This is a genomic window from Flavobacterium branchiicola, from assembly GCF_018383905.1.
In the GTDB taxonomy this organism is placed as follows: Bacteria; Bacteroidota; Bacteroidia; order Flavobacteriales; family Flavobacteriaceae; genus Flavobacterium; species Flavobacterium branchiicola.
Map to the genome: position 1 here is coordinate 24343 of NZ_JAGYWA010000002.1, position 24285 is coordinate 48627.

Sequence of the window (24285 nt, forward strand, 5' to 3'; positions counted from 1 at the left end):
TGTATTAATCAGGCAAAAGCCTAAAGCCTAAAGCCTAAAGCTTATTGCGTGAAGCTTAAAGCCTAAAGCTTTTTCAAATCTTGTCTTTCAAATAAATTCCTGTTACAGATTCTTTTACTTTAACAACATCTTCCGGAGTTCCTACGGCTAATAAATGTCCGCCGTTTTCTCCACCTTCCGGACCTAAATCAATAATCCAGTCGGCACATTTTATTAAATCCAGATTGTGTTCAATTACAATAATAGAATGTCCTTTTTCAATTAAGGCATCAAATGAAGCCAGTAATTTCTTGATATCATGAAAATGCAAACCCGTTGTAGGTTCATCAAAAACAAATAAAGCTTTGTCTTTTGTCGCACCTTTTACAAGAAACGAAGCCAATTTAATACGCTGAGCTTCACCACCGGAAAGAGTAGAAGAAGATTGTCCTAATTGTACATATCCCAAACCAACATCTTGCAACGGCTGCAGTTTCTGTGTGATTTTTGTTTGTTTATTCTTTTCGAAAAAAGCAATAGCATCATCAATCGTCATCGTTAGAATATCATTGATGTTTTGATTATCGAAAGTAACTTCGAGAATTTCTTTTTTGAATCGTTTTCCCCCACAAGTTTCACACGGTAAAGAAACATCGGCCATAAAGACCATTTCAACGTTTATCGAGCCTTCTCCTTTACAAGTTTCGCAACGACCTCCATCAACATTAAAAGAAAAATGTTTGGCCTGATAACCTCTTATTTTGGATAATTTTTCTTTAGCATACAAATCACGAATATCATCATAAGCTTTGATATAAGTTACGGGATTTGACCTTGAACTTCTTCCAATCGGGTTTTGATCGACGTATTCAATATGTTTTATCTGAGAGAATGAACCTTTTAATTCCGTAAACTGTCCTGCTTTTTCGGCAGCGTTTTCCAGTTTTTTCTGCATTGCAGGAAACAGGATCTTTTTAATCAGCGTACTTTTTCCACTTCCTGAGACTCCAGTTACAACCGTTAAAACATCCAGCGGAAAAGTAACATTAATATTCTTTAAGTTATTCTCGCGGGCACCAACAATATCAATATGATTTTTGAATTTTCGTCTCTTTTTCGGAACCGATATTTCTAGATCTCCATTCAGGTATTTTGAAGTAAGCGAATCTGATTTTAAAATCTCAGCATAAGTCCCCTGAGCCACAAGTTTTCCTCCAAAAGTTCCTGCTTCAGGGCCAATATCGATAATCATATCAGCCGCTTTCATGATATCTTCATCGTGCTCGACTACAATTACGGTATTTCCTAAATCACGAAGCGAAAGCAACACTTTTATTAAACGCTCAGAATCTTTTGGATGAAGTCCGATACTTGGTTCATCAAGTATATACATCGAACCCACCAAGCTACTTCCTAATGACGTAGCAAGATTAATACGCTGCGATTCTCCTCCCGAAAGTGTTGAAGAATTTCGGTTTAAAGTAAGATAATCCAAACCAACTTCTGTCAGGAACGATAAACGATTGTTGATTTCAACCATCAAACGTTTGGCTATTTGTGCTTCGTAAACATTTAATTCGATGTTTTTGAAAAAAGTAACCAAATGTCTAATCGGCAAATCAACCAATTCAGAAACCGTTTTGTTGTTTATTTTTACATAAGAAGCTTCTTCGCGCAAGCGTTTTCCGCGACAAACGTGACATTTTGTTTTTCCGCGGTAGCGTGACAACATTACACGGTTTTGTATCTTATAATTTTTTTCTTCCAATTCTTTAAAGAAATCATTTAAACCCTGAAAATATTGATTTCCGTTCCAGATTAAATCTTTTTGTTCTTCAGTTAACTGAAAATATGGTTTGTGAATTGGGAAATCAAATTTATAAGCATGTTTTACCAATTCATCTTTGTACCAGCTCATACTTTCACCACGCCACGGATAAATCGCACTTTCAAAAATAGAAAGAGAAGTATTTGGAACCACTAAATCCGCATCGATACCAATAATATTTCCGTAACCTTCACAAACCGGGCAAGCGCCGTAAGGATTATTAAAACTGAATAAATGAACATTAGGTTCCAGAAACGTAATGCCGTCCAATTCAAAATTATTGGAATAAGAAAAACGCTTATCAGAGCCTAATTCCTGGAGATAACAAATTCCTTTTCCTTCAAAAAAGGCTGTTTGTACAGCATCGGCAAGACGATTATAAAATTCTTCTTCTTCTTTAACGACAATACGGTCGATAATTAGTAAAATATCTTTGTTGTCTAACTGATGTAAATTTTCAGCCGAAAATTCATCCAGACGTACCATTTCATTTTCGACTAAAATACGGGCAAAACCTTGCTGTAAAAGTACTTTTAGTTTGTCTTCAAGTTGGCGTCCTTCTTCTAAATGAATCGGCGCCAATAAAAGCCATTTACTGTCTATTTCTAACGTTTTAACATCGGAAATAACATCCGTAACGGTATTTTTTTTGACTTCTTGTCCGGAAACCGGAGAATAAGTGCGGCCAATTCTGGCGTATAAAAGTTTAACGTAATCGTAAATTTCAGTCGATGTTCCAACAGTCGAACGCGCATTGGTTGTATTTACCTTTTGCTCAATGGCAATTGCCGGCGCAATACCTTTAATGTATTCTACTTTTGGTTTGTCTAAACGTCCTAAAAACTGACGTGCGTAGGAAGACAAACTCTCTACATAACGACGTTGTCCTTCGGCATACAAAGTATCAAATGCCAGACTCGACTTTCCTGATCCTGAAAGCCCTGTGATTACAACAAGTTTGTTTCGCGGAATAGCAACATCTACATTTTTTAAATTATGTACTTGCGCGCCTTTAATGATAATATTTTGCTTTGGGTCGAGTGTAGAAAGATCAATTTGCATAAAAAAAGTCAATTTTTACAAAAGTAATCAATTTTGAATTGAGTTTAGTTAACGAGATTGTTCCAAATCTTAACTAAATTCTTTCTAATGAATGCAACCCGTTTGGTGATTTTTTTTTAACACATAGAAACAATAGATTTTATTTTTAAATAAAAAAGGTAAAAGAAAAAACTAGTTTTCACACATAGCTATGTTTGTTTAAAAAAGTGAAACGCCTTTTACGGATAAGAAAAGCTATTGTTTCTATGTGTTAAAATTAAATTTTGTTCAATTTCACCCAACGGGTTATGATAAATCTTTTATTTTATTAAAAACCGTATTGTATCTATTGAAAATAAGCTATTTTAGGAGTGTTTTAATAATGAATTAACCCCAAGATAGATTTGAAAACTAAACTTTCTGCTTTACTACTTCTGATAAATTTCGTGCTATTCTCGCAAGAGCTGCCACCTATTGTTAAATATACGGCAAGCACTTATGGCGCCGGAAATCAAAGCTGGATGATTTCTCAGGATAACAAGAACTTCTTGTATTTTGCGAATAATGACGGACTTTTAGAATATAACGGAACAACCTGGCAATTGTATTCGGCACCAAATGAAACTGTAATTCGATCTGTAAAAGTGATCGGAAACAGAATTTACACCGGTACTTATATGAATTTTGGTTACTGGACCAGAAAAGCCGATGGTAAGCTTAAATATACTTCGCTTAGCGATACCATTAAAAATAAAATATTAGACGACGAACAATTTTGGAATATTCTGAAATATGATCAGTGGATTTTGTTTCAGTCGCTAAATAGAATTTATATCTATGATGCAAAAACCGGAAAATTTAAAATTATCGCGCCAAAAAATGGTGTTGTAAAATCGTTTGCCCCCAAAAATGCTATCTATTTTCAGACCATGAAAGAAGGGCTTTTTGAGATTGAAAGCGGAAAAGCAAAATTAGTTTCAGACAATCCGATTCTGAAAAAAAATACCATTGCTAATGTTTTTACTACAGACGATGGATTATTGATTCAAACTCAGTTAGATGGTATTTATAAATTGGTTGGAAGTGCCTTAACCCGCGTTGTGACAGATGTTGATGCCGAACTAAAATCGAGTTTTGTATACAGCAGTCAGTGTCTTAAAGATGGAAGTTTTGCCTTGGGAACCGTTTCTAATGGAATTTTTGTTTTATCGGATAGCGGGAAACTAAAATACCATCTTACACAAAGTAAAGGACTGAGCAATAATACCGCTTTGTCTCTTTTTGAAGACAACGATCAGAACTTGTGGGCAGGACTCGATAACGGAATAAATTGCATTAATATCCAGTCGCCAATACATAGTTTTACAGATGATACCGGAGTTTTAGGAACCGTATATGCTTCGGCTTCTTTCAACGGATTATTGTATATAGGAACCAATCAGGGATTGTTTTATAAACCTGATCAAAGCGACTCCGATTTTAAATTTATAAACGGAACAAAAGGGCAGGTCTGGTCGTTATTTGTGTATGATAATACGCTTTTTTGCGGACATGATTCCGGAACTTTTGTAATTAATAAGGATTCGGCAAGGAATATTTTTGCAGCCTCCGGAACATGGAAATTTGAAGCCGTTCCGAACAATAAAAATCAATTGCTGCAAGGGAACTATTATGGAATTTCTGTTTTAGAAAAACAAAATAATCAGTGGGTATTCCGCAATAAAATTCAGGGTTTTGATTATTCTTCGCGTTATTTTGAAGTCTCTAATAATTTAGATATTTACGTAAGCCATGAATACAAAGGGATTTTTAGATTAAAACTCGATCAGTCCTTATTAAAAACAGACGGATTTTATACTTATAAATCACCATTAAAAGGAAAACGAGCCAGTTTAACCAAGTTTAATGGTGCTATTTATTATGCTTATAAAGGCGGAATCTTCAGATTAAATCCGAAAACCAGACAATTTGAAAAAGACAGCCTTTTAAGTTCAATTTTTGAAAAAGACGAATATACTTCCGGTAAATTAATTGTAGATAATTCGAATAAAATCTGGCTTTTCTCCAGAAACTACATTCATTATTTTTCTGCAAGTAAACTCAGTAATCAGTTAAAGCAAAACATAATTCCGATTCCTTCTTCTCTGACCAATTCAATGTTGGGATACGAGAATATCACTCAAATTTCAAAATCAAATTACCTGATAGGAACAACAGATGGCTATTATACCCTAAATATCGATGATTTAAGCTTTAAGAATTACAATGTTCTGATTACAGATATTGCCATAAACAAACAAAACGAAACCCTAAAAAATGTTGACCTTGAAACTGAAGGAGATTTCCATTCAAATGAAAACAATGTAACCTTTAGTTATAGCATTCCCGAATACAATAAGTACATAAATTCAGAATATCAATATCTTTTAGAAGGATTTCAGAACGAATGGAGCGAATGGAGTACAAAAGCCACAGCGAATTTTAAAAATCTGGCGCCTGGAAAATATACTTTTAAAGTTCGCGCAAAATACGCCAATACCATATTGGAGAAAACGGCTGTTTATACTTTTGTGGTTTTAAAGCCCTGGTATCTTACTAATCTGGCGTTTTTTGTTTATTTTCTTCTAATGCTTGTCATGGCTTATTTTATAAATAAAGCGTACACCAACTATTATCAGAAACAAAAAGAGAAACTAATTGAAGAGAATAATCTTTTACTGGAAATACAGGAACTGGAGAACGAACAACAGCTTATGAAATTGCGCAACGAACAACTCTCACAAGATGTTGACAACAAAAATCGCGAACTGGCAGTTTCGACAATGAGTTTAAACAGCAAAAATGAATTGCTGGCTTTTATAAAAGACGATTTGAAAAAAACGGCGCAAAACGATAGTTCGAATATTAAATCCGTAATCAGTACAATCAATAAAAATATTACCGAAGAAGATTCCTGGAATGTATTTAAAGAAGCGTTTGATAATGCCGATAAAGATTTTCTAAAACGTATCAAACAAATGCATCCGGCTTTAACACCAAATGATCTTCGATTGTGCGCTTATCTTCGACTGAATCTTTCGTCAAAAGAGATTGCTCCATTATTTAACATTTCGGTAAGAAGTGTAGAGATAAAAAGGTATCGACTGCGCAAAAAAATGGATTTACAGCATGAAACGGGGCTTGTCGAGTATATTTTGGCTGTATAGTAAAGCAAAAATCCCTTAAAAAAAACTATACATTACCACAACATTTGGACTTTGTTAAGATTTTGTGGTCTAAATGTTAAAATAATTAACATTCTTAATTATTAGTTAAAACGTGCTATTTTTTACGATAAATTAATTTTAGTAACAGATTTTTTAGGATGTATGTTTTTTGTTGAGGTTAAAATTATTGGATTCCTAATAGGAACGAATAAATTTATCTTTCAATAAAAACTAACTAATTATGAAATCTAAATTATTACTAATTGTACTATCACTGTGTACCTCTTTTGCGTTCGCGCAATCTTTAGATGTAAACGGTACGGTAGTAGACGGGTCAGGATTATCACTGCCTGGCGTAAATGTAAAAGTTAAAAGTTCATCGCAAAGTACAACCACAGACTTCGATGGCTCTTTTAAGTTATCCGGAGTTCCAAAAGGAGCTCTAATTGTTTTCAGTTATATAGGTTACCGAACACAGGAAATTGCTGTATCAGGAACTAAAATGACTGTAAAAATGTCCGATGATGCAAAATCACTTGAGGAGGTTGTTGTTATTGGATACGGTACTCAGAAAAAAAGAGAGATTACCGGATCAGTATCAGTTGTAGACAGTAAAACACTGGACATCTTGAAACCAGCAAGAATAGAACAGGCTTTACAAGGTACAGTTTCAGGGGTCAATGTAACTACTCAGTCAGGAGCACCCGGAGCACCGTTGGATATCCGTATTCGTGGTATTGCCACAAACGGACAAAACTCTCCAACTGCCATTATTGATGGATATGTAGGTGATTTGAGTATATTAAATCCGAATGACATTGAATCCATTACCGTTTTAAAAGATGCACAAGCTGCTATTTACGGAACTATTGCGGCAAACGGAATCATTTTGGTAACGACTAAAACGGGTAAAAAGAATACTAAAACCAAAGTTTCTTTTAACAGCTATGCAGGATTTCAGGAGACATCCAGAAAACTACCTACTTTAAACGCTACAGAATATGCACTTTTATTAAATGAAAGTTATGCCAATGGCGGAAAACCGCTTCCATATCCAAACGTAAGCGGATTAGGAAAAGGTACCAACTGGCAGGATGAAGTTTTCCAGAAAGGAGCACCAATTATTAATAATGATTTAACTATTTCCGGAGGATCAGATAAAATTACCTACGCTGTCAGCGGATCGCATTTAGATCAGGAAGGAATTGTAGGCGGTGATAAATCAGGATATTTAAGAAACACCGCAAGATTAAGTTTAGGAGCAGAACTTAGTTCTAAATTTAAATTAAGAACAAATGTTATTTACACCTATTACACCAGAAAAACATTAAATGAAAATGGTCTGGGATCTGTATTGTTTAATGCCTTAAACGTTCCTGCAACTTTAAATCCGTACAATGAAGATGGAACTTATTCTCTTGTACCAAATACTACCGGATTAGGAAACGAAATTATTAATCCATTGGCACAAATTGAAAATACCTACAACGATTATAATTATAAAAAAATCAACGGAAATTTTGGATTAGATTATAAAATCTTCAAAGGATTTACCTTAACAAGTGCTATTGGTTTTAATACATCAAACAGCGAATCAAAAACATTTGCGAAACAAATAAGCTATGGCGGAAAAGTATTTGATGTACAAAGAAGTTCTGTAACTCAGGGAGCTGTAAATGATAATAATTATTCATTTGACCTTTTTGGAACTTACACAACAAAAATTGCCGATGCGCACAACATTACAGGAACTATTGGTACCACTATTTTTAAAGAATGGGGTAACGGACTTACTGCAACTGGTTTTGATGTACCAAACAATTCATGGGAATTTGCAGATATCGCATTAACAAAAGGAATTTCAGAAACACTTACCAATACTTCTTATAATTACGATCAAAGAAGATTGTCGTATTATGCAAGACTTCAGTACGATTATAAAGAGAAATATTTGTTATCAGGAATGACCCGTCGTGATTCTTCGACCAAATTTGGACCAGGAAATAAAGTTGGATACTTTTCATCGGTTACCGGTGGATGGATTATTTCTAAAGAAGACTTTTTTGGAGAACCAAAACTAATTAACTTCCTGAAATTAAGAGCTAGTTACGGAATGTTAGGAAATGACCAGATTCCAAACTATGGCTATTTAGGACTTTTAAATGGTGAAGCAACTTATGTTTTTGATGGAACAATCGTAAACGGAAGTGCTACAGGTCAAGTTCCGAATCCAGATTTAAAATGGGAAGAAGCAAAGAAATTTGACGTGGGTCTGGATATGAAAATCCTAAACGACAAAGTATACATCGTAGCAGATTATTTTAGCGACGTTAGAAAAGATTTATTAGTACCTAATATCCCGGTTTCAGGAATTAATGGTACAGGAGCTCCGGGTGCAAGCGCGCCAACATTAAATGCAGGATCGGTTAAAAATTCAGGTTTTGAATTCGCAATTGATTATAAAGAAAAATTCTCAGACTCTTTTAATATGAGTATCGGTTACAATGTTACTTTCCTTAAAAATGAAGTTCAGCAAGTAAATAACGGTACAGGATTTATAGAAGGCGGCGCATTTGGTGTAGGGCAACCGGCACCATCCCGTATGGAAGTAGGAAAACCAATGGGCTATTTTTACGGATATAAAACAGATGGCGTTTTCCAGAATCAGGCAGAAGTTGATGCACACCCGTCTCAATTGGCTTTAGGAGCAAATGCAGCTCCCGGCGATCTACGTTATGTTGATGTTAATGGTGATGGCGTAATCGATACTAAAGATAAAACCGATATTGGAGATCCGATTGCAGATGCTACAATGGGTTTCAATATTCAGTTAAACTATAAAAACCTTGATTTTGCAGCCTATACATTTGCTTCTGTAGGTAATGACATGGTGCGTAATTACGAAAGAACACTTTCTGATGCCAATCGTTTAAATTATGTTTTAGACAGATGGACAGGCGAGGGATCTACTAATTCTACACCTAGAGTAACAACAGGCGCAACAGCAAACAATGTTTTCTCTGATTATTTTGTAGAAGATGCTTCTTATATCAGAATTCAGAATGTTCAGTTAGGATATACCGTTAATCCAAACGTTTCTCAAAGAGCAGGAATAACAAAATTAAGACTGTATGTAGGAGTAAACAATTTGTACACTTTTACAAAGTATAAAGGTTTTGATCCTGGCGCTTCATTTGGTCCGCAAAATCGTGATAATGTTTCTCAATCTCCAATTGGTTCAGGTATCGATTACGGTTTTTATCCAATCCCGAGAACCTATTTAATGGGACTTAACCTTAATTTTTAATTTCAGTTAAAATGAAAAAATATTTATATACAACCGTTATAACACTAACTCTGTTTTCGAGCCTATGTATTTCATGTTCGGATGAGTTTGTAGATCCTAAACCAGAATATTCTATCGATTCTGAAAACTATTTTAATTCAAAAGAAGATTACGATCAGGCATTAGTTGCGGCTTACGATTTGCTGCAGTCCTCTTACGTAAATGTTTTATTGGGCGAAATTGCTTCAGATAATACATTATGCGGAGGAGAAAGCCCAACAGACGTAATTGGTTTTCAGCAAATAGACGACATGATTCACACACCGGTAAACAGCAATCTTAGAGATGTATGGAACTGGATGTTTGCAGGAGTTCAAAGAGCCAATTATATTCTGGAATTTAAAGATAAAACAGATTTTCCAGAGAAAACACAAATTATAGCCGAGGCAAGATTTCTTAGAGCATACTACCAGTTTGAGTTAGTAAAGTGGTTTGGTGGTATACCGATGAAAGGCGATGCCAGGTTTAAAATTGGAGATGAAAAGACAGTACCGCGTTCCTCAAAAGAAGAAGTTTTTGCTTCAATCGAAGCTGATTTAACTTTTGCAGCTGCTAATTTATCTCCAATTGCTTCTCAAAAAGGACGTGTTACAAAAGGTGCAGCCTTAGCATTACTTGGAAAAGCGTATTTGTATGAAAATAAATTTGCCCAAGCTGCAACAGCTCTTGACGGCGTAATCACTTCAGGGAAATACAGTTTGGTAACAGATTATAATTCGATGTTTGAAATGGAAGGAGAAAACGGAAGCGAATCTGTTTTTGAAGTTCAGTATACGGATGTAGAAGGAGCAGGATTTGGCTGTTTGCAATGTAGTGAAGGAAACGTAGCCGTAGGTTTTAGCGGTGTTAGAAATTTTTCAGGCCCATTATTTTCTTCAGGATTTAGTTTTAATATTCCAACAAAAGAAAGCGCAGATGCTTTTGAAGCCGGAGACAAACGTAAAGACGTTGCTATTTTAGATATCGCGGCATTTGCTGCTGCAAACGCTTCATACGATGGCGGAAAAGGAGTGAGCTACGGAAAAGGAAATGAAGATACAGGTTATTTTAACAGAAAATATCTTCCAAGAAAAAGAAGTGAAAACGCTGCGGGAGATTTGAATTTAACAAATCCGAATAACTACAGAGCAATTCGTTATGCCGATGTTTTGTTAATGGCAGCCGAAGCTTACAATAGAGGCGGAATTGACGATGCAAAAGCAAAAACCTATTTAAATGAAGTTAGAAGACGTGCTTTTGGAGACAATAATCATGATATTTCAGCTTCCGGAGCAGCATTAACTGATTTTATTTATGCAGAAAGAAGAGTAGAGCTTTTTGGAGAAGGACATCGTTTCTTTGATTTGGTAAGAACTGGACAAGCTGTTGGAAAAATTCCTGGCTTTAAAGCTGATAAAAACGAATTGTTTCCACTGCCAATTGAAGAGATTCAATTTGCAAACGGAAACTGGCAACAAAATCCTGGATACTAAAAAACATACGTTATGAAAAAAATATATATAATTATAAATCTTTTCGTTTTGGCCTTGCTGACAGCCTGCGCAAGCGATAATCTGGATGTTGATTTGGATAGCGTAACAGCACCAGCCAATATTTCGGCATTGACAACAGTTACACAGGATAATACCGGAAAAGTAACTTTTATACCAAAAGGTGATGGCGTTACACAGTACAAAATAAAATTTGGTGATGGCAGTCCCGATTCAGATTTTATTCCGGCAGGAAGTACAGTAACCCACACGTATAAAGAAGGAGTTTACAAAGCGAAAATTATTGCAATGGGTGTTACCGGAAAAACTACTGAAGTGGATCAGCAGGTAACCGTTTCGTTCTTAGCTCCAACCAATTTAGTGGTTAATCTGGCTCACGTAACGGGCGAGAATTTATCTGTTTCAGTTTCGGCAAAAGCAAATTTAGAAACCTTCTTTCAGGTATATTTTGGAGAAACTGAAGATGAAACTCCGGTGAGTTTTATGGAAGGAGAAACCATTAAACATACCTACGCTAGTGTAGGAGAATACAAAGTAAAAGTAATTGCCTTTAGTGGTGGTGTAGCCAGCGTAACGCATGAAGAAACGATTACGATCTCTAATCCACTTCTATTGCCTGTAGATTTCGAATCTACTACACTTAATTATGCCTTTACAAACTTTGGAGGAGCCAATACAGTTGTAGCGGATAATCCGGCTGTAGGTGAAAAAAATCCAAGTGGAAAAGTAGCTAAACTAACTAAAAGTGCCGGTGCTGAGGTTTGGGCAGGTTCATTCTTAGAATTAGGAGAACCAATTGATTTTTCGACTTTGAAAAAAATCAAAATAAAAGCCTGGTCGCCAAAAGCAGGAATTACGGTTAAAATGAAATTAGAAAACTTATCCAATCCTGATATTAATACAGAAGTTGATGTAACCAATACAGTTGCCAACGATTGGGAAGAATTAACGTTTGATTTCTCAGCGGTTGATAATGCTAATAATTACCAAAGAGTAGTATTGTTTTTTGATTTTGGAAACAACGGAACTGGAGTAGATTATTATTATGATGATATTCAATTGACTGCAGGCGTTGAAACCGTAAAAACACCTTTGACTTTCGAATCTTCAACATTGACTTATACATTCTCAAATTTTGGAGGAGCCAATACGGTTTTAGTAGCAAATCCGGATAAAACAGGAATTAATACTTCTGAAAAAGTGGGAGCATTGACAAAAGGAACCGGTGCTGAAACTTGGGCAGGATCATTTATCGATTTGGCTGACCCATTGAATTTTTCTGCTCTAAAAAAGATGAAAATGAAAGTATGGTCGCCACAAGCAGGAATTATTGTAAAAATGAAATTCGAAAATCTGTCAGATAGTTCAATAAATAAAGAGGTAGATGCAACAACAACAGTGGCAAACGGATGGGAAGAACTAACGTTTGATTTTGATGGAGCAACCACAGCAAATAAATTTCAGCGAGTTGTAGTGTTCTTCGACTTTGGAGTTAACGGCACAGGGAAAACCTATTATTTTGACGACATAAAACAATCCAATTAAAACAAGAAATCATGAGCAAAAAAATAATCATAAAAATAGTATCCTTATTTACGATTCTCTTGATGACGGGTTGTCAGAAAGACGATTTTACTTTCGGATCAATAGATTCACCAGCCAATCTTCAGGTTACTGCTGAGGTTGTTGGTAAAACAACTGCCGATCCAAACGGAGATGGCTCCGGAACTGTAAAGTTTACTGCAAAAGCAGACCACGCTATATCCTATAAATACGTTTATAGCGACGGAACATCTGATAATGCACCAAACGGAACAATTACCAAACGATTCACTAAAAACGGAATCAATACCTATACTATAACTGTAATTGCTTCAGGAAGAGGCGGGGTAACTGCCACTACAACCACAGAAGTAACAGTTAAAAGTGATTTTAATGATGACGAGGCTGTACAATTCTTAACAGGCGGTGCTTCTAAAAAATGGTATTGGTCAGCATCTGAAGCAGGACATTTAGGCGTTGGTCAAAATGATGGCGATGCGACTAAAAATTACTACGGAAATTATTATGCAGCAGCACCATTCGAAAAAGCAGCTTCGCCAACAAGCAGCTGTTTATACGAAAATGTATTGACATTCTCTTTGGATGGAGGTCAGCTTAAATTTCAGTTAGACAATGGCGGAGCTACCTTCTTCAATAAAGATTTTGCAAGTGTTGCGGGAGCAACTTTAACTGAAGACACATGTGTACCATATGATGCCAGTGGAGTTAAAATTGTTTCGTTAAGCCCTTCAGAATCAGTTGTTACGAAAAACCCGGATCACGCTACACAAACAAGAGGTACAATGATGAACTTCTCTAATGACGGATTTATGGGGTATTATATCGGACAAAGTTCTTACGAGATTCTGTCGATTACAGCAAACAGAATGGTGGTAAGAGCGGTAATGGGAGGAAATTCTTCTTTGGCTTGGTACCATACTTTTACCACTACAAAACCAACTCAAAACCCACCGGCAGATTATACCAATTTAGTTTGGTCAGATGAATTTAATACAGATGGTGCTCCGGATTCGGCTAAATGGGGCTATGATCTTGGGAACGGTGGTTTTGGTAATAATGAAAAACAAAACTACACCAACTCTGCTACAAACGTTATTGTACAAGGAGGTTCGTTAAAAATCACAGCCAAAAAAGAAGCATCAGGAGGATCTGATTATTCTTCTGCGCGACTTAAATCAGAAGGGAAATTTGCCTTTACTTACGGAAAAGTTGAGGTTCGCGCCAAATTACCAATCGGTGGAGGAACATGGCCAGCAATCTGGATGCTTGGTGCTAATTATGCGACAAATGCATGGCCAGCCTGTGGAGAACTTGATATTATGGAACATGTTGGAAATCAACAAAACGTAATTCATGGTACATTGCATTATCCAGGACATTCAGGCGGAGATGCCAATACAGGTTCTAAAACAATTGCAAATGTTTCAACAGAGTTCCATATCTATAAAACCATCTGGAGTCCGGAATCGGTAAAAATTTATGTAGATGACGAGTTAATTCATTCCGTTCCTAATGATGCAACTTTACCTTTCAACAAAGACTTCTTTCTAATATTGAATGTAGCAATGGGAGGTAATTTCGGAGGAGTTATTGATCCGGCTTTCACGCAGTCTTCTATGGAGATTGATTACGTAAAAGTATATCAATAAGATTGTTAATTAATTAGTAAGAATGAAGGGAGAAGGTCAGTTGAGGCTGGCCTTCTCAATTTTTTGTAATTTTAAAAAAGAACAATGAAAAAGGTATTAGTAATGCTATTAATTAGCAGTTTTTGTTATGCCCAGGAAACAAAAAGGAAACTCATCTGGGAAGAAAATTTTAATAAAAAAGAACTAAACGAAAAAGACTGGAATTTTGAAGTTGGAGACGGCTGTCCTGCACTTTGTGGCTTTGGTAATAATGAAAGACAAATTTATACAAAAACGAACCATGAATTTAAAGAGGGTAATCTGGTTATTGAAGGACGAAAAGAAGGAGCAAAGTATACTTCGACCAAGATTACCACAAAAGGCAAAAAAGAATTCCTTTATGGACGCATTGAAGCCAGAGCAAAATTGCCAGTTGGGCACGGTTTATGGCCCGCATTCTGGATGTTAGGTGCCAATATCGATGAGGTGAAATGGCCAAAAACAGGCGAAATAGATATTCTTGAATATATAGGAAGAGATCCTCACATGGTTTACACTACCTTACATACACAAGACAGCCACGGAAATACAATCAATACAAAAAGAACTCCTTTTCCTAATATTGAAGAAGGATATCACGTTTACGCAATAGAGTGGAATAAAGACAAAATTGACTTTTTTGTAGATACTACTTTAGTATACACATTCAATCCCGAAGATAAAAATGACGATACCTGGCCTTTTAATAAACCATTCTATATCATTGTAAATTTGGCAATTGGAGGGAATTTTGGTGGCCCTGAAGTAGATGACACCATATTACCGCAAAAATATTACATCGATTATGTAAGAGTTTATCAATAAAGAATAAAAGTAAAAAAAAAGACGTAAGTATTTAATTGTAAGTTATTTATGTCTTTTTTTTAACTTGAAATAATTTAAGACTTTTACTGTTTTAACACCGTTTGTCGATTAAAATTAGCTATTACGTATTATTATTAAGTTTTTGTTGTCAATTATTCTTCATTTAATTTGCTTTTTAAAATAATTATTTGTTAAATTTGACCACATATTAACATACTAAAAAAAGAGACGCCTATACAATAAAATTACTTTTTAGAAAATTACTCCAAATTATAAAAAACTAAAAAAGTAGTATTATGGCTGATCTGCATATTCCAGACGCTCTATTAGTAAAAAATTATGTTGAAGGCAACGAGGTTGCACTTTCTACATTAATAAAAAGGCATGAATCTAAGATATATGGTTTTATATATTCTAAGATTGCTGATAGAGATATTTCAAACGATATTTTTCAAGACACTTTTATTAAAGTAATAAAAACTCTTAAAAGCAATTCATATAATGAAGAGGGCAAGTTTTTGCCTTGGGTAATGCGTATTTCTCATAATTTAATTGTAGATCACTTTCGCAAAACCAAAAAAATGCCAATGTATAGAGAAACAGAAGAATTTTCGATATTCTCTATAATGTCTGATGATTCCCTTACAATAGAAAGCAAAATGATCGCCGATCAGGTAGAAGTTGACTTAAAAAAGTTAATAGAAGAACTTCCTGATGATCAAAAAGAAGTATTATTAATGCGTATGTATCAGGATATGAGTTTCAAGGAAATCTCTGAACTTACAGACGTTAGCATCAATACAGCGTTAGGTAGAATGCGCTATGCACTTATGAATTTGAGAAAAATAATTGACAAACATCAAATTATTTTAACCAACTAATACTATTTTGAATATTAAGCCGTTATACTAAGTATAAACTTAATTTATAAATGGCAAAAATTTACTCTAAGAAAGCATTAGCTTCAAAAGACTTGAAACCAAAAAAAGAAGTAATTTCTTTTTTATTAAATTATTCACAAGCCTTAACGATTGTGAAAATTGAGGATAAAAGTTTCGAAATAATAGCTAATTAGACAGCCCGCTTCTTTTGGCCGGATGTTTCAAAAGAAAACCAAATGGTCGTTTTGGTTGAAAGCTCACTATTTGTATTTAAATACAGATAGTGAGTTTTTTTTATGTCAATAATCTAATGCTGTATTATAGAGCATTAGAAAACCACTTTATCTAAATGTTAACCTTCTAATAAAAAAATATTAGTATTTTATTGTGTATTCAGTTTTTAATTCTATTTTAGATAAAAAAATATATTGTTTGTATAAAATTTAGAACAATTGGAGTATTTATAGTGTAAATACTGTTAAAAAATATATTTTTTGTAAATAAAGAAAAAACCATAACCCCTAAAATATTTAATATGAGAAAAAACTACACTATTTAATTTTTAGTTTGATAATTTTTATATCCCATAAAATGAGGGTATTAAAAGCGCAATTCTGTTGAATAAACCACATTTTCAAAATTGCGCAAAGAAGAGTCCAAAATCTACCTTAACCATCAAACTAAACCACATGAAAATAAAATTTATGTTTTTATCAATATTATTGATAAACGTGGGTGTTTTTGCCCAGAAAGCACAAATAAAAGAAGCGCAGACCCTTTTTGAAAAAGGAAACTCTGACGAGGCATTGGCAATATTAAAGAAAACAGAGTATTTGATTCTTAATGCACCCGATGAAGATAAATCCGATTTTTATTTCTTAAAAGGAAATGTACTTAAAGATTTAGCTACCAAAAATGTTGATGCAGCCAATAACTTTACACTGGCATCAGAAGCGTATCAGGATGTGTTTTTATACGAAAACGAATCCGGGAAATTCAAATACACCGTAAAAGCAAGTATGGCATTAAAAGATTTAAAATCTAAACTTGTAAATGGTGCAATGGATGATTTTAAAGCCGGAAAATTCAAGGAAAGTGCCGATAAGAGTTATAAAGTATATTTGTTCGACAAAAAAGATACTTTAAATCTATTAAATGCTGCTTCTTCATCGATTAATGCCAGAGACTATGCATCGGCAGTGAAATATTATGAAGAATTAAAGAAAAAGAACTATTCAGGAAAAGCAGTTATTTATTACGCTACCAATAAGAAAACAAAGGAAGAAGATGCTTTTATTTCGCCAAAAGCGAGAGAATCAGCTATTCAGGAAGGTCTTTACGAAAAACCAAGAACAGAATCTGTTCCTTCAAAAAAGATTGACGTAAATAACAATTTGGCATATTCTTATCTGGAAAGAAAAGATTTTGTAAAAGCAGAGGCAACTTATAACTATGTTTTAGAATTAAACCCTAATTATATCGATGCCTATATTAATCTTGCTTATTTAAAACTACAATTAAAAAAGGAATTAGCTGATCAGATATCAACTCTGGGAACGACTCCAAAAGAAATGCAGGAATACGATAAATTGAGTGCAAAGAAAGATGAATTGAGCAGAAGTGCCATTCCGTACCTAAAGAAAGCACTTACGATCGAACCTAAAAACGAAGACGTAACAAAAACACTTTTAGGAGTATACAGATCACTTGATATGACACCTGAGTACAATGCTTTAAAAGCTAGTATGTAGGTTGGTTTAAAAGTTGCAAAGGTACAAAGTTGCAAAGGAACAAAGTTAAGGCGCAAAGATTATGATCTTTGTGCCTTTGTTTTTATGATTTCCAAAGCCGTCATTTCATCAATAATCGATTTTTTGCCCACAGTTCGGGTAATAATATCTTTTTCCAGACTCCAGCCACGCGCAGGCGAATATTCACGACCGTACCAGATAATCTGTAAATGTAAATCATTCCATATTTCTTTCGGAAACAAACGTTTAGCATCTTTTTCGGTTTGCACAACATTTTTTCCATTCGAAAGATTCCATCGGTACATTAATCGATGAATATGAGTATCAACAGGAAAAGCCGGAACGCCAAATGCCTGAGACATTACAACACTTGCCGTTTTGTGTCCAACAGCCGGTAATTCTTCAAGCGCTTCAAAACTCTGCGGAACTTCTCCGTTATGTTTGTCAATCAATATATGCGATAAGCCATGAATTCCTTTCGATTTCATCGGAGACAATCCACACGGACGAATGATTTCTTTAATTTCTTCCACCGACATTTTAACCATATCATACGGATTATCAGCCTTTGCAAACAATAAAGGTGTAATTTGATTCACGCGAACATCGGTACATTGCGCCGAAAGCAAAACAGCAATTAATAAAGTATAAGGATCCTTATGATCAAGTGGGACAGGTATAGTAGGATAGAGTTCTTTTAACGTATTTATAACAAATTGTACGCGAGCTTCTTTATTCATTTCCGTAATTTTAATCCCGTAAAAATAGTAATAATTTTAATGATGTGCCTAATCCAGCTTTCCGTTTCAACTCCTCATTAAGTCAGTAACATTTTTAAGTATTTAAAAGAGCTTATCCCGAAGCGTCGGGGGTCGCTTTTTAAATACAAAAAATGTAAACTGCCATAATTCCGGGGTTTTCACTGCAATCTGGGGCAGAAAAAATTATGAGTTATTTTTATTTATAATCTAATTAAGTTTAAAGATCTAAGAAGTCTAACAATCCAAAAATCAAATAAATGACAACATTAAAAGCAGGTGACAAAGCACCAAATTTCTCTGGAGTAGATCAGGACGGAAAAACACATAAACTGGCAGATTACGCAGGAAAAAAATTAGTAGTTTTCTTTTATCCAAAAGCAAGTACGCCTGGTTGTACAGCAGAAGCTTGCGATTTAAGAGATAATTTTCATCGTTTTCAGGCAAATAATTATGAACTTTTAGGAGTAAGTGCCGATAGCCAGAAAGCACAGATAAAATTTAAAGAGAAATATGAATTGCCTTTTCCGTTATTAGCAGACGAAGATAAATCGGTAATCAATGCTTTTGGCGTTTGGGGGCCAAAGAAATTCATGGGAAGAGAATATGACGGAATCCACAGAACTACTTTCGTAATTGATGAAAAAGGAATCATCGAAGAAGTAATAGAAAAAGTAAAAACAAAAGAACACGCAGATCAGATTTTGAAGTAATCTTTGTTTCAGGTTTTTCTTGTTTCAGGTTTCAAGTTATTACAAACTTTGGCTATAATTTAACCGCAAAGTTCGCAAAGCTAGATTAATATAAAGCTTTGCGAACTTTGCTTTTTTTAAGCTTAAACAATAAAAAACCTTAGCGTACTTTGCGTTAAAACTAAACGTCAAGCAAGCAACCTGAAACCTGAAACAAGAAAAACTTTAAACAAAAAAAAGTCCCATTTTATTGGGACTTTTTTTTATGAATTTTGTTCTAATTCTTTCTTAGGATGATATCCAAATAAGTGGTGTTCTTTTATAATTTCTGCAACTCCGGATGGAAGCATTGGTTCCCAGCCCGTTTTACCCTGACCAATCATTTTTAATACTTCGCGAGAGAATACGTTTAATATATCCGGGTTGTAATCCTTAATGTCAACCACTTTTCCGTTGAATTTAAAGAATTTGTATAATTCTTTCATTCTAGGATGAACTTTCAAGTTATCTGAAGTTATAATTTCTCCATTATCACCTAACATTGGGTATAAGAATACCTTCATGTCGCGGTAGAATAATTTTCCAAAAGCTTCAAGAATACCTCCACTTAAATGACGGTAGTATTTCTCATCAAATATGTCAACCAGGTTATTTACACCCATTGCCAATCCCATTCTGGCTTTGGTATAATTAGAGAAATATTCAACAACTTTATAATATTCCTGGAAATTCGAAATCATAACAGTCTGACCTAATGAACAAAGTAATTCGGCTCTGTCCATAAAATCACGCTCATCAATTTCACCATCAGAACGTAAGTTCGAAAGTGTAATTTCAAAAACAACTAGTGTATTGTCTTTTTCGACCTTGTTTTCTTCCAGAAACATCTTTAATGATTTCTCATACATGTCAAGATTTACATTCGTAACCGGACGAAAACTTCCTCTAAAAGCAAGAAGGTTTTTTTTGTATAAAACAGCCGCCGGTAAAACGTTCTTTCCTTCAGGATTAAACATTACGGCATCGGTCATTCCGTTTTTAACCAACTGCAAGCTCATCAAACGATTATCAACATCAGCAAAACGTGGTCCTGAAAAGTTAATAGTATCGATCTCTAATTGATCTTTGTCTAAGTGGTCGTATAAATAACGCAGTAAGCGTTTAGGGTCATTGTATTTGTAAAACGCGCCGTAAATTAAATTTACTCCCAGGATTCCAAGTGTTTCCTGTTGTAATCTCGCGTCAGTTTCTTTAAAACGAATATGAAGGATAATTTCGTTGTAAGCTTCGTCTGGTTCAATTTGGTATCGGATTCCGACCCAGCCGTGGCCTTTAAATTGTTTTGCAAAATCTATAGTTGCAACTGTGTTTGCGTAGCTAAAAAAAAGTTTCGTAGGATGTTTCTCTCGACTTAATCTTTCTTCAATAATCTGCCCTTCGAGAGTCAGCATTTTTTTTAATCGCTCTTCGGTAACATATCGTCCATCTTTTTCAGTTCCATAGACCGCATCACTAAAATCTTTATCGTACGCAGACATCGCTTTTGCAATTGTTCCCGATGAACCTCCGGATCTGAAAAAATGTCTAACTGTCTCTTGCCCAGCGCCAATTTCAGCAAATGTTCCGTAGATATTCTCGTTTAAATTGATGCGTAACGCTTTGTCTTTTATGGAAGGAATTTGTTCGATGACCTTGTCACCTTTGAGTTTTATTTCTGTACCCATTTTATTTTAAATAGATTTGTTACAAAGTTAGTAAATTAGGGTTCTAATGAAAGAGAAATAATCCTATTTTTGTAAAAAAATTAAGTTCAATTGAAGGTCTATTTTTTAGGTACTGGTACTTCTCAAGGTATCCCGATTATCGGGGTTGATCATCCCGTTTGTAAAAGCACTGATGCTAAGGATAAAAGGCTCCGTGTATCCATCTGGATAACATGGGACGAACATTCTTATGTTATTGATTGCGGTCCGGATTTCAGACAGCAAATGCTTTCCTGCGGCTGCCGTAAACTCGATGCTATATTGTTTACCCACGAACATTCAGACCATACTGCAGGTCTTGATGATATTCGTCCGTTTAACTTTCGACAAGGCGAAATTCCCGTTTATGCGCACCAACGCGTAATTGATAATTTAAGACGTCGTTTTGAATATGTTTTCGAGACTGTGAATAAATATCCGGGAGCACCAAGTGTAAAAACAATCGAGGTTGTAAACAATCACCCTATTACGGTTGGCGATAAAATGGCGATTCCAATAAACGTAATGCATGGCGATTTGCAGGTTTTTGGTTATCGCATTGATGATTTTGCTTATTTAACAGATGTGAAAACAATTGACCCAGTAGAAGTTGAGAAACTTAAAGGCTTAAAAGTTTTAGTGGTAAATGCGTTGCGTGTTGAACCACATGATACTCATTTTAACTTACAAGAAGCACTTGATTTTATCAATTTGGTAAAACCTGAGAAAGCTTACTTAACGCACATTAGCCATGTTTTAGGCTTTCACGAAGAAGTTCAGAAACAACTTCCGGAGAATGTTTTCCTGGCTTATGACAATTTAGAAATTACAATTTAATTATACCTCAGAAATGAAAAAATCCTTAATGCTTTATCTTTTTATCCTTGCGATATTAATGAATGTTTTTACCTACATGTTTTATAGCCGTGAGGTAAAATTTGGAGAAGAAAGATATGAGAAAACCACTAAGAAATTAAGAGACAGTATTAATCTGGTTTCAGGAAAACTGGCAGAAGCCGATTATTTTTCTCTGGAGCACAATGAAAATGCACAAAATTACTTTGATAATAGTGCTTCTGGTGGAAAAGTAATTTTATACGAAAAACTTATTCCCGCTGTAACAGAAAAATTATTAGACCTGAATTCAAATCCAAAAGGAAATCCTTATACAGGACAGGATATGATCGACGGAAAGAAGTTTGTTATCAATAAAGTAAAAATATTAAATCACAGATGGATCATTGCAGATTACAGTAACGGTGAATTGTGGGGAGAAGTCTTGTTAAAATACTTTGTTGATATGGATGAAAGTATTACATTTGAAGTAAATCAAACTTGGTTATATCAAAAATAGGATTTTTTAATCCTATTTTTTTTTTGCTTAATTTAAAACTACAGGATTATGAAAAAGATGTTTTTATTCGCAATTATCGCAACTGCTGCATTTTCTTGCGCAAAAAAAGTTTCGCAGGAAAAAGTACCTGCAAAGGAACCGCAAAAAGAACATATTGTAGGAGCAGATTCTGATGCTCACGGTTGTAAAGGTTCTGCCGGTTACACGTGGTCTACATTAAAAAAAGAATGCATCCGTGTTTTTGAAGGGACAAAATTGTCTCATTACGATGACGGAAAAACCTATACTACTGCTTCATTCGTAATTTTTGATGGAAATAAAGCAGAACTTTTTTTAGATACTCAAAAAGAATCAATCATTTTAGAAAGAAAATCTGAAGGAGATTCGTGGGTTAATGGCGATTGGCAGTTAATTCCCTGGAAAGGATATGTTTTGAAAAAAGCGGGTAAGATTCTTTATACTGGACAATAGAGTTTATACTATTATAAAAGTCGTAGTTTTTAATTTTAGAACTGCGACTTTTTTTTTAGCTGTAATTTACTCCTCAAATATTATTTGTCTAGACTAATATTTAAATCAGTTAATTCAATTTGAAATTTAACTTTAGCTTTTAAAGCTGTGAAAATTTTAATAAGTGTCTCTAAAGATATATTTCCCGCGTTATTTTCAAGTTTCGAAATTTGTGCTTTTTGGACACCTACAAGTCGTCCTAATTCTTCTTGAGTTAAACGACGTTCTTTTCGGGTTTCTTTAATTGCACTTCCTATCAAATCCATTTGCAAATCATATTCAAATCGATCTCTATTTGGAGTTCCTAATTTCCCAACAATTTCATCAGTTACTTCGTTTAAAGTATATTTTTTCATTTATCTATAATTTTGATTTTTAATCTTTATCCTCAAAATAATTTAATCTAATTTTAGTAGCTCTATCTATTTCTTTATCTGGAACCTTACTTTGCTTTTTTATAAATCCATGAGTGGATATAACAAGAGTGTTTTGTGAATTTCGTTTGTCCCAGAATGCTAATAATCTGTATTGATTTCCTTTATATAAAGTTCTGAATTCCCATATTTCATCATTTAGTTTTTTAAAAAGTTGAGAATCATTTTTACTTTGTGATTTTCTGATGTTGTAAATTATTTTTTCTGAATGTTTTGAATCTAATATTTTTAGAAAGTCGAAAGCATCCTCTAAGAATATTATGTCGAAAAGTTTTTTCATCATGTCTTGATATTGCAAAAATACCCCAAAGTTTCCGTAAAAGGAAACTTTGGGGTATTTAATTATTCTGATTATTTAAAATAAACCTGTTTTGATTTATTATACTAAAATACAATATTGTATTTAAAAAACAATGACTAAAGTAAGTTTTTTCTTTCTTTAAAATTTCGTAAGTGAAATTACAAAGCCAGCCAATTCTTAAAATCAAAGAAATTTTGTGGCGCAACACCGTGACCAACCGGATATTCTTTGTACGTTGCCGGAATATTTAGTTTTTCTAAAATTGCAGGAGTTTTTCTTGCCCAGTCAATTGGAATAACCTGATCTACAGTTCCGTGTGAAGCAAATATTTTTAAATCTTTAAAGTCGTTATTTGCAAAACCTTCCTTAATGATTTCGTCATTAAAATAACCGCTCATTGCAACTACTCGTTGTACTTTTTCTGGATAAGAAAGTGCAACAGAATAACTCAAAATAGATCCCTGACTGAAACCAATCAAGGTAACATTATTGGCATCGATTGGATATTTAGCAACCAATTCATCGATAAAATTAGCAATTGCATCACGAGAAGTTTTTGCTTGTTCATTATCTGAAAATTTATTCTGATCGGCATCAAAGTTAATCGCATACCAGGCATAAGCTCCATATTGCAAATCGTATGGCGCTCTGGCAGAAATTACATAATAATTATCAGGAAGCTCAGTTGCAAAAGAGAATAAATCCTCTTCATTGCTTCCGTATCCGTGTAATAAAAGCAAAAGCGGATTTTTATCTAAAATAACTTTTGGTTCTTGTATTTTATATTCTAATGATAGATTCATTTTTTTTAATTGTGAAATGTGAAATGTGAAAGGGTTGAAGTTTCAGTTATGAGCTTTGTCAAAGTTTCAAACTTTGACAAAGCTTTTCAAGTTGCGATATTGGAATTTGGAATT

At 34.4% G+C, this 24285-nt stretch carries 19 protein-coding genes; 13 read left to right on the plus strand and 6 right to left on the minus strand.

Translation table 11 applies throughout. The annotated features are described in order from the left end of the window. Window positions 1-73: 73 nt before the first annotated feature. On the minus strand, window positions 74-2869 hold the full coding sequence (gene uvrA, locus KHA98_RS03710; RefSeq protein WP_213255448.1) for an excinuclease ABC subunit UvrA: 2796 nt from the start codon (window positions 2867-2869) through the stop codon (window positions 74-76). 383 nt (window positions 2870-3252) lie between these two features. Here uvrA and KHA98_RS03715 point away from each other — a divergent pair, with 383 nt between their 5' ends. The 9 genes from KHA98_RS03715 to KHA98_RS03755 all read left to right on the plus strand — a co-directional run bounded on the left by KHA98_RS03715 (window position 3253) and on the right by KHA98_RS03755 (window position 17577). Further along, entirely contained in the window at window positions 3253-6054 is a 2802-nt protein-coding gene (locus KHA98_RS03715) for a helix-turn-helix and ligand-binding sensor domain-containing protein (RefSeq protein ID WP_213255450.1), read from the plus strand. A gap of 241 nt (window positions 6055-6295) precedes the next feature. Next, window positions 6296-9361 carry a SusC/RagA family TonB-linked outer membrane protein gene (locus tag KHA98_RS03720; protein WP_213255452.1) on the plus strand — a complete coding sequence of 1022 codons (3066 nt, stop codon included), beginning with the start codon at window positions 6296-6298 and terminating at the stop codon, window positions 9359-9361. An 11-nt stretch (window positions 9362-9372) separates the two neighbouring features. Further along, a complete protein-coding gene (locus tag KHA98_RS03725) occupies window positions 9373-10872 on the plus strand; it encodes a RagB/SusD family nutrient uptake outer membrane protein (protein ID WP_213255454.1) in 1500 nt (499 codons plus the stop codon). 12 nt (window positions 10873-10884) lie between these two features. After that, the gene (locus KHA98_RS03730) at window positions 10885-12435 is read left to right on the plus strand and encodes a hypothetical protein (protein WP_213255456.1); all 1551 of its coding nucleotides are present in this window, start codon (window positions 10885-10887) and stop codon (window positions 12433-12435) included. An 11-nt stretch (window positions 12436-12446) separates the two neighbouring features. Further along, window positions 12447-14102 carry a glycoside hydrolase family 16 protein gene (locus tag KHA98_RS03735; RefSeq protein ID WP_213255458.1) on the plus strand — a complete coding sequence of 552 codons (1656 nt, stop codon included), beginning with the start codon at window positions 12447-12449 and terminating at the stop codon, window positions 14100-14102. Between the two features lie 84 nt (window positions 14103-14186). Continuing rightward, complete coding sequence (locus KHA98_RS03740) at window positions 14187-14945, plus strand: glycoside hydrolase family 16 protein (protein ID WP_213255461.1); 759 nt, start codon at window positions 14187-14189, stop codon at window positions 14943-14945. Between the two features lie 296 nt (window positions 14946-15241). Beyond that, window positions 15242-15826, plus strand: a complete 585-nt coding sequence (locus tag KHA98_RS03745; RefSeq protein WP_213255463.1) for an RNA polymerase sigma factor — start codon at window positions 15242-15244, stop codon at window positions 15824-15826. Window positions 15827-15876: 50 nt separating this feature from the next. Continuing rightward, window positions 15877-16020: a hypothetical protein gene (locus tag KHA98_RS03750; RefSeq protein ID WP_213255465.1), complete on the plus strand. Its 144-nt coding sequence runs from the start codon at window positions 15877-15879 to the stop codon at window positions 16018-16020. A gap of 495 nt (window positions 16021-16515) precedes the next feature. Beyond that, window positions 16516-17577, plus strand: a complete 1062-nt coding sequence (locus KHA98_RS03755; protein WP_213255467.1) for a tetratricopeptide repeat protein — start codon at window positions 16516-16518, stop codon at window positions 17575-17577. Between the two features lie 59 nt (window positions 17578-17636). Here KHA98_RS03755 and KHA98_RS03760 read toward each other — a convergent pair whose 3' ends face one another. Next, window positions 17637-18317, minus strand: a complete 681-nt coding sequence (locus tag KHA98_RS03760; protein ID WP_213255469.1) for an endonuclease III domain-containing protein — start codon at window positions 18315-18317, stop codon at window positions 17637-17639. Between the two features lie 278 nt (window positions 18318-18595). Here KHA98_RS03760 and bcp point away from each other — a divergent pair, with 278 nt between their 5' ends. Continuing rightward, window positions 18596-19048 (plus strand): thioredoxin-dependent thiol peroxidase, encoded by a 453-nt coding sequence (gene bcp / locus KHA98_RS03765; protein ID WP_213255471.1) that lies wholly within the window; start codon window positions 18596-18598, stop codon window positions 19046-19048. Window positions 19049-19290: 242 nt separating this feature from the next. Here bcp and KHA98_RS03770 read toward each other — a convergent pair whose 3' ends face one another. Continuing rightward, a complete protein-coding gene (locus tag KHA98_RS03770; RefSeq protein WP_213255473.1) occupies window positions 19291-20751 on the minus strand; it encodes a TonB-dependent receptor in 1461 nt (486 codons plus the stop codon). Between the two features lie 90 nt (window positions 20752-20841). Between KHA98_RS03770 and KHA98_RS03775 the strand changes: the two genes are divergently transcribed. The 3 genes from KHA98_RS03775 to KHA98_RS03785 are packed head-to-tail and all read left to right on the plus strand — an operon-like array spanning window position 20842 to window position 22594. Continuing rightward, window positions 20842-21606, plus strand: coding sequence for an MBL fold metallo-hydrolase (locus tag KHA98_RS03775; RefSeq protein ID WP_213255475.1), 765 nt, complete (start codon window positions 20842-20844; stop codon window positions 21604-21606). 13 nt (window positions 21607-21619) lie between these two features. Further along, on the plus strand, window positions 21620-22123 hold the full coding sequence (locus KHA98_RS03780; protein WP_213255478.1) for a hypothetical protein: 504 nt from the start codon (window positions 21620-21622) through the stop codon (window positions 22121-22123). Window positions 22124-22171: 48 nt separating this feature from the next. Then, a complete protein-coding gene (locus KHA98_RS03785) occupies window positions 22172-22594 on the plus strand; it encodes a hypothetical protein (RefSeq protein WP_246522149.1) in 423 nt (140 codons plus the stop codon). An 80-nt stretch (window positions 22595-22674) separates the two neighbouring features. Here KHA98_RS03785 and KHA98_RS03790 read toward each other — a convergent pair whose 3' ends face one another. The 3 genes from KHA98_RS03790 to KHA98_RS03800 all read right to left on the minus strand — a co-directional run bounded on the left by KHA98_RS03790 (window position 22675) and on the right by KHA98_RS03800 (window position 24171). Continuing rightward, the gene (locus KHA98_RS03790) at window positions 22675-22989 is read right to left on the minus strand and encodes a helix-turn-helix domain-containing protein (RefSeq protein ID WP_213255480.1); all 315 of its coding nucleotides are present in this window, start codon (window positions 22987-22989) and stop codon (window positions 22675-22677) included. 19 nt (window positions 22990-23008) lie between these two features. Further along, window positions 23009-23350: a type II toxin-antitoxin system RelE/ParE family toxin gene (locus KHA98_RS03795; RefSeq protein WP_379731505.1), complete on the minus strand. Its 342-nt coding sequence runs from the start codon at window positions 23348-23350 to the stop codon at window positions 23009-23011. Window positions 23351-23526: 176 nt separating this feature from the next. Beyond that, the gene (locus tag KHA98_RS03800; RefSeq protein WP_213255482.1) at window positions 23527-24171 is read right to left on the minus strand and encodes an alpha/beta hydrolase; all 645 of its coding nucleotides are present in this window, start codon (window positions 24169-24171) and stop codon (window positions 23527-23529) included. Window positions 24172-24285 lie beyond the last annotated feature (114 nt).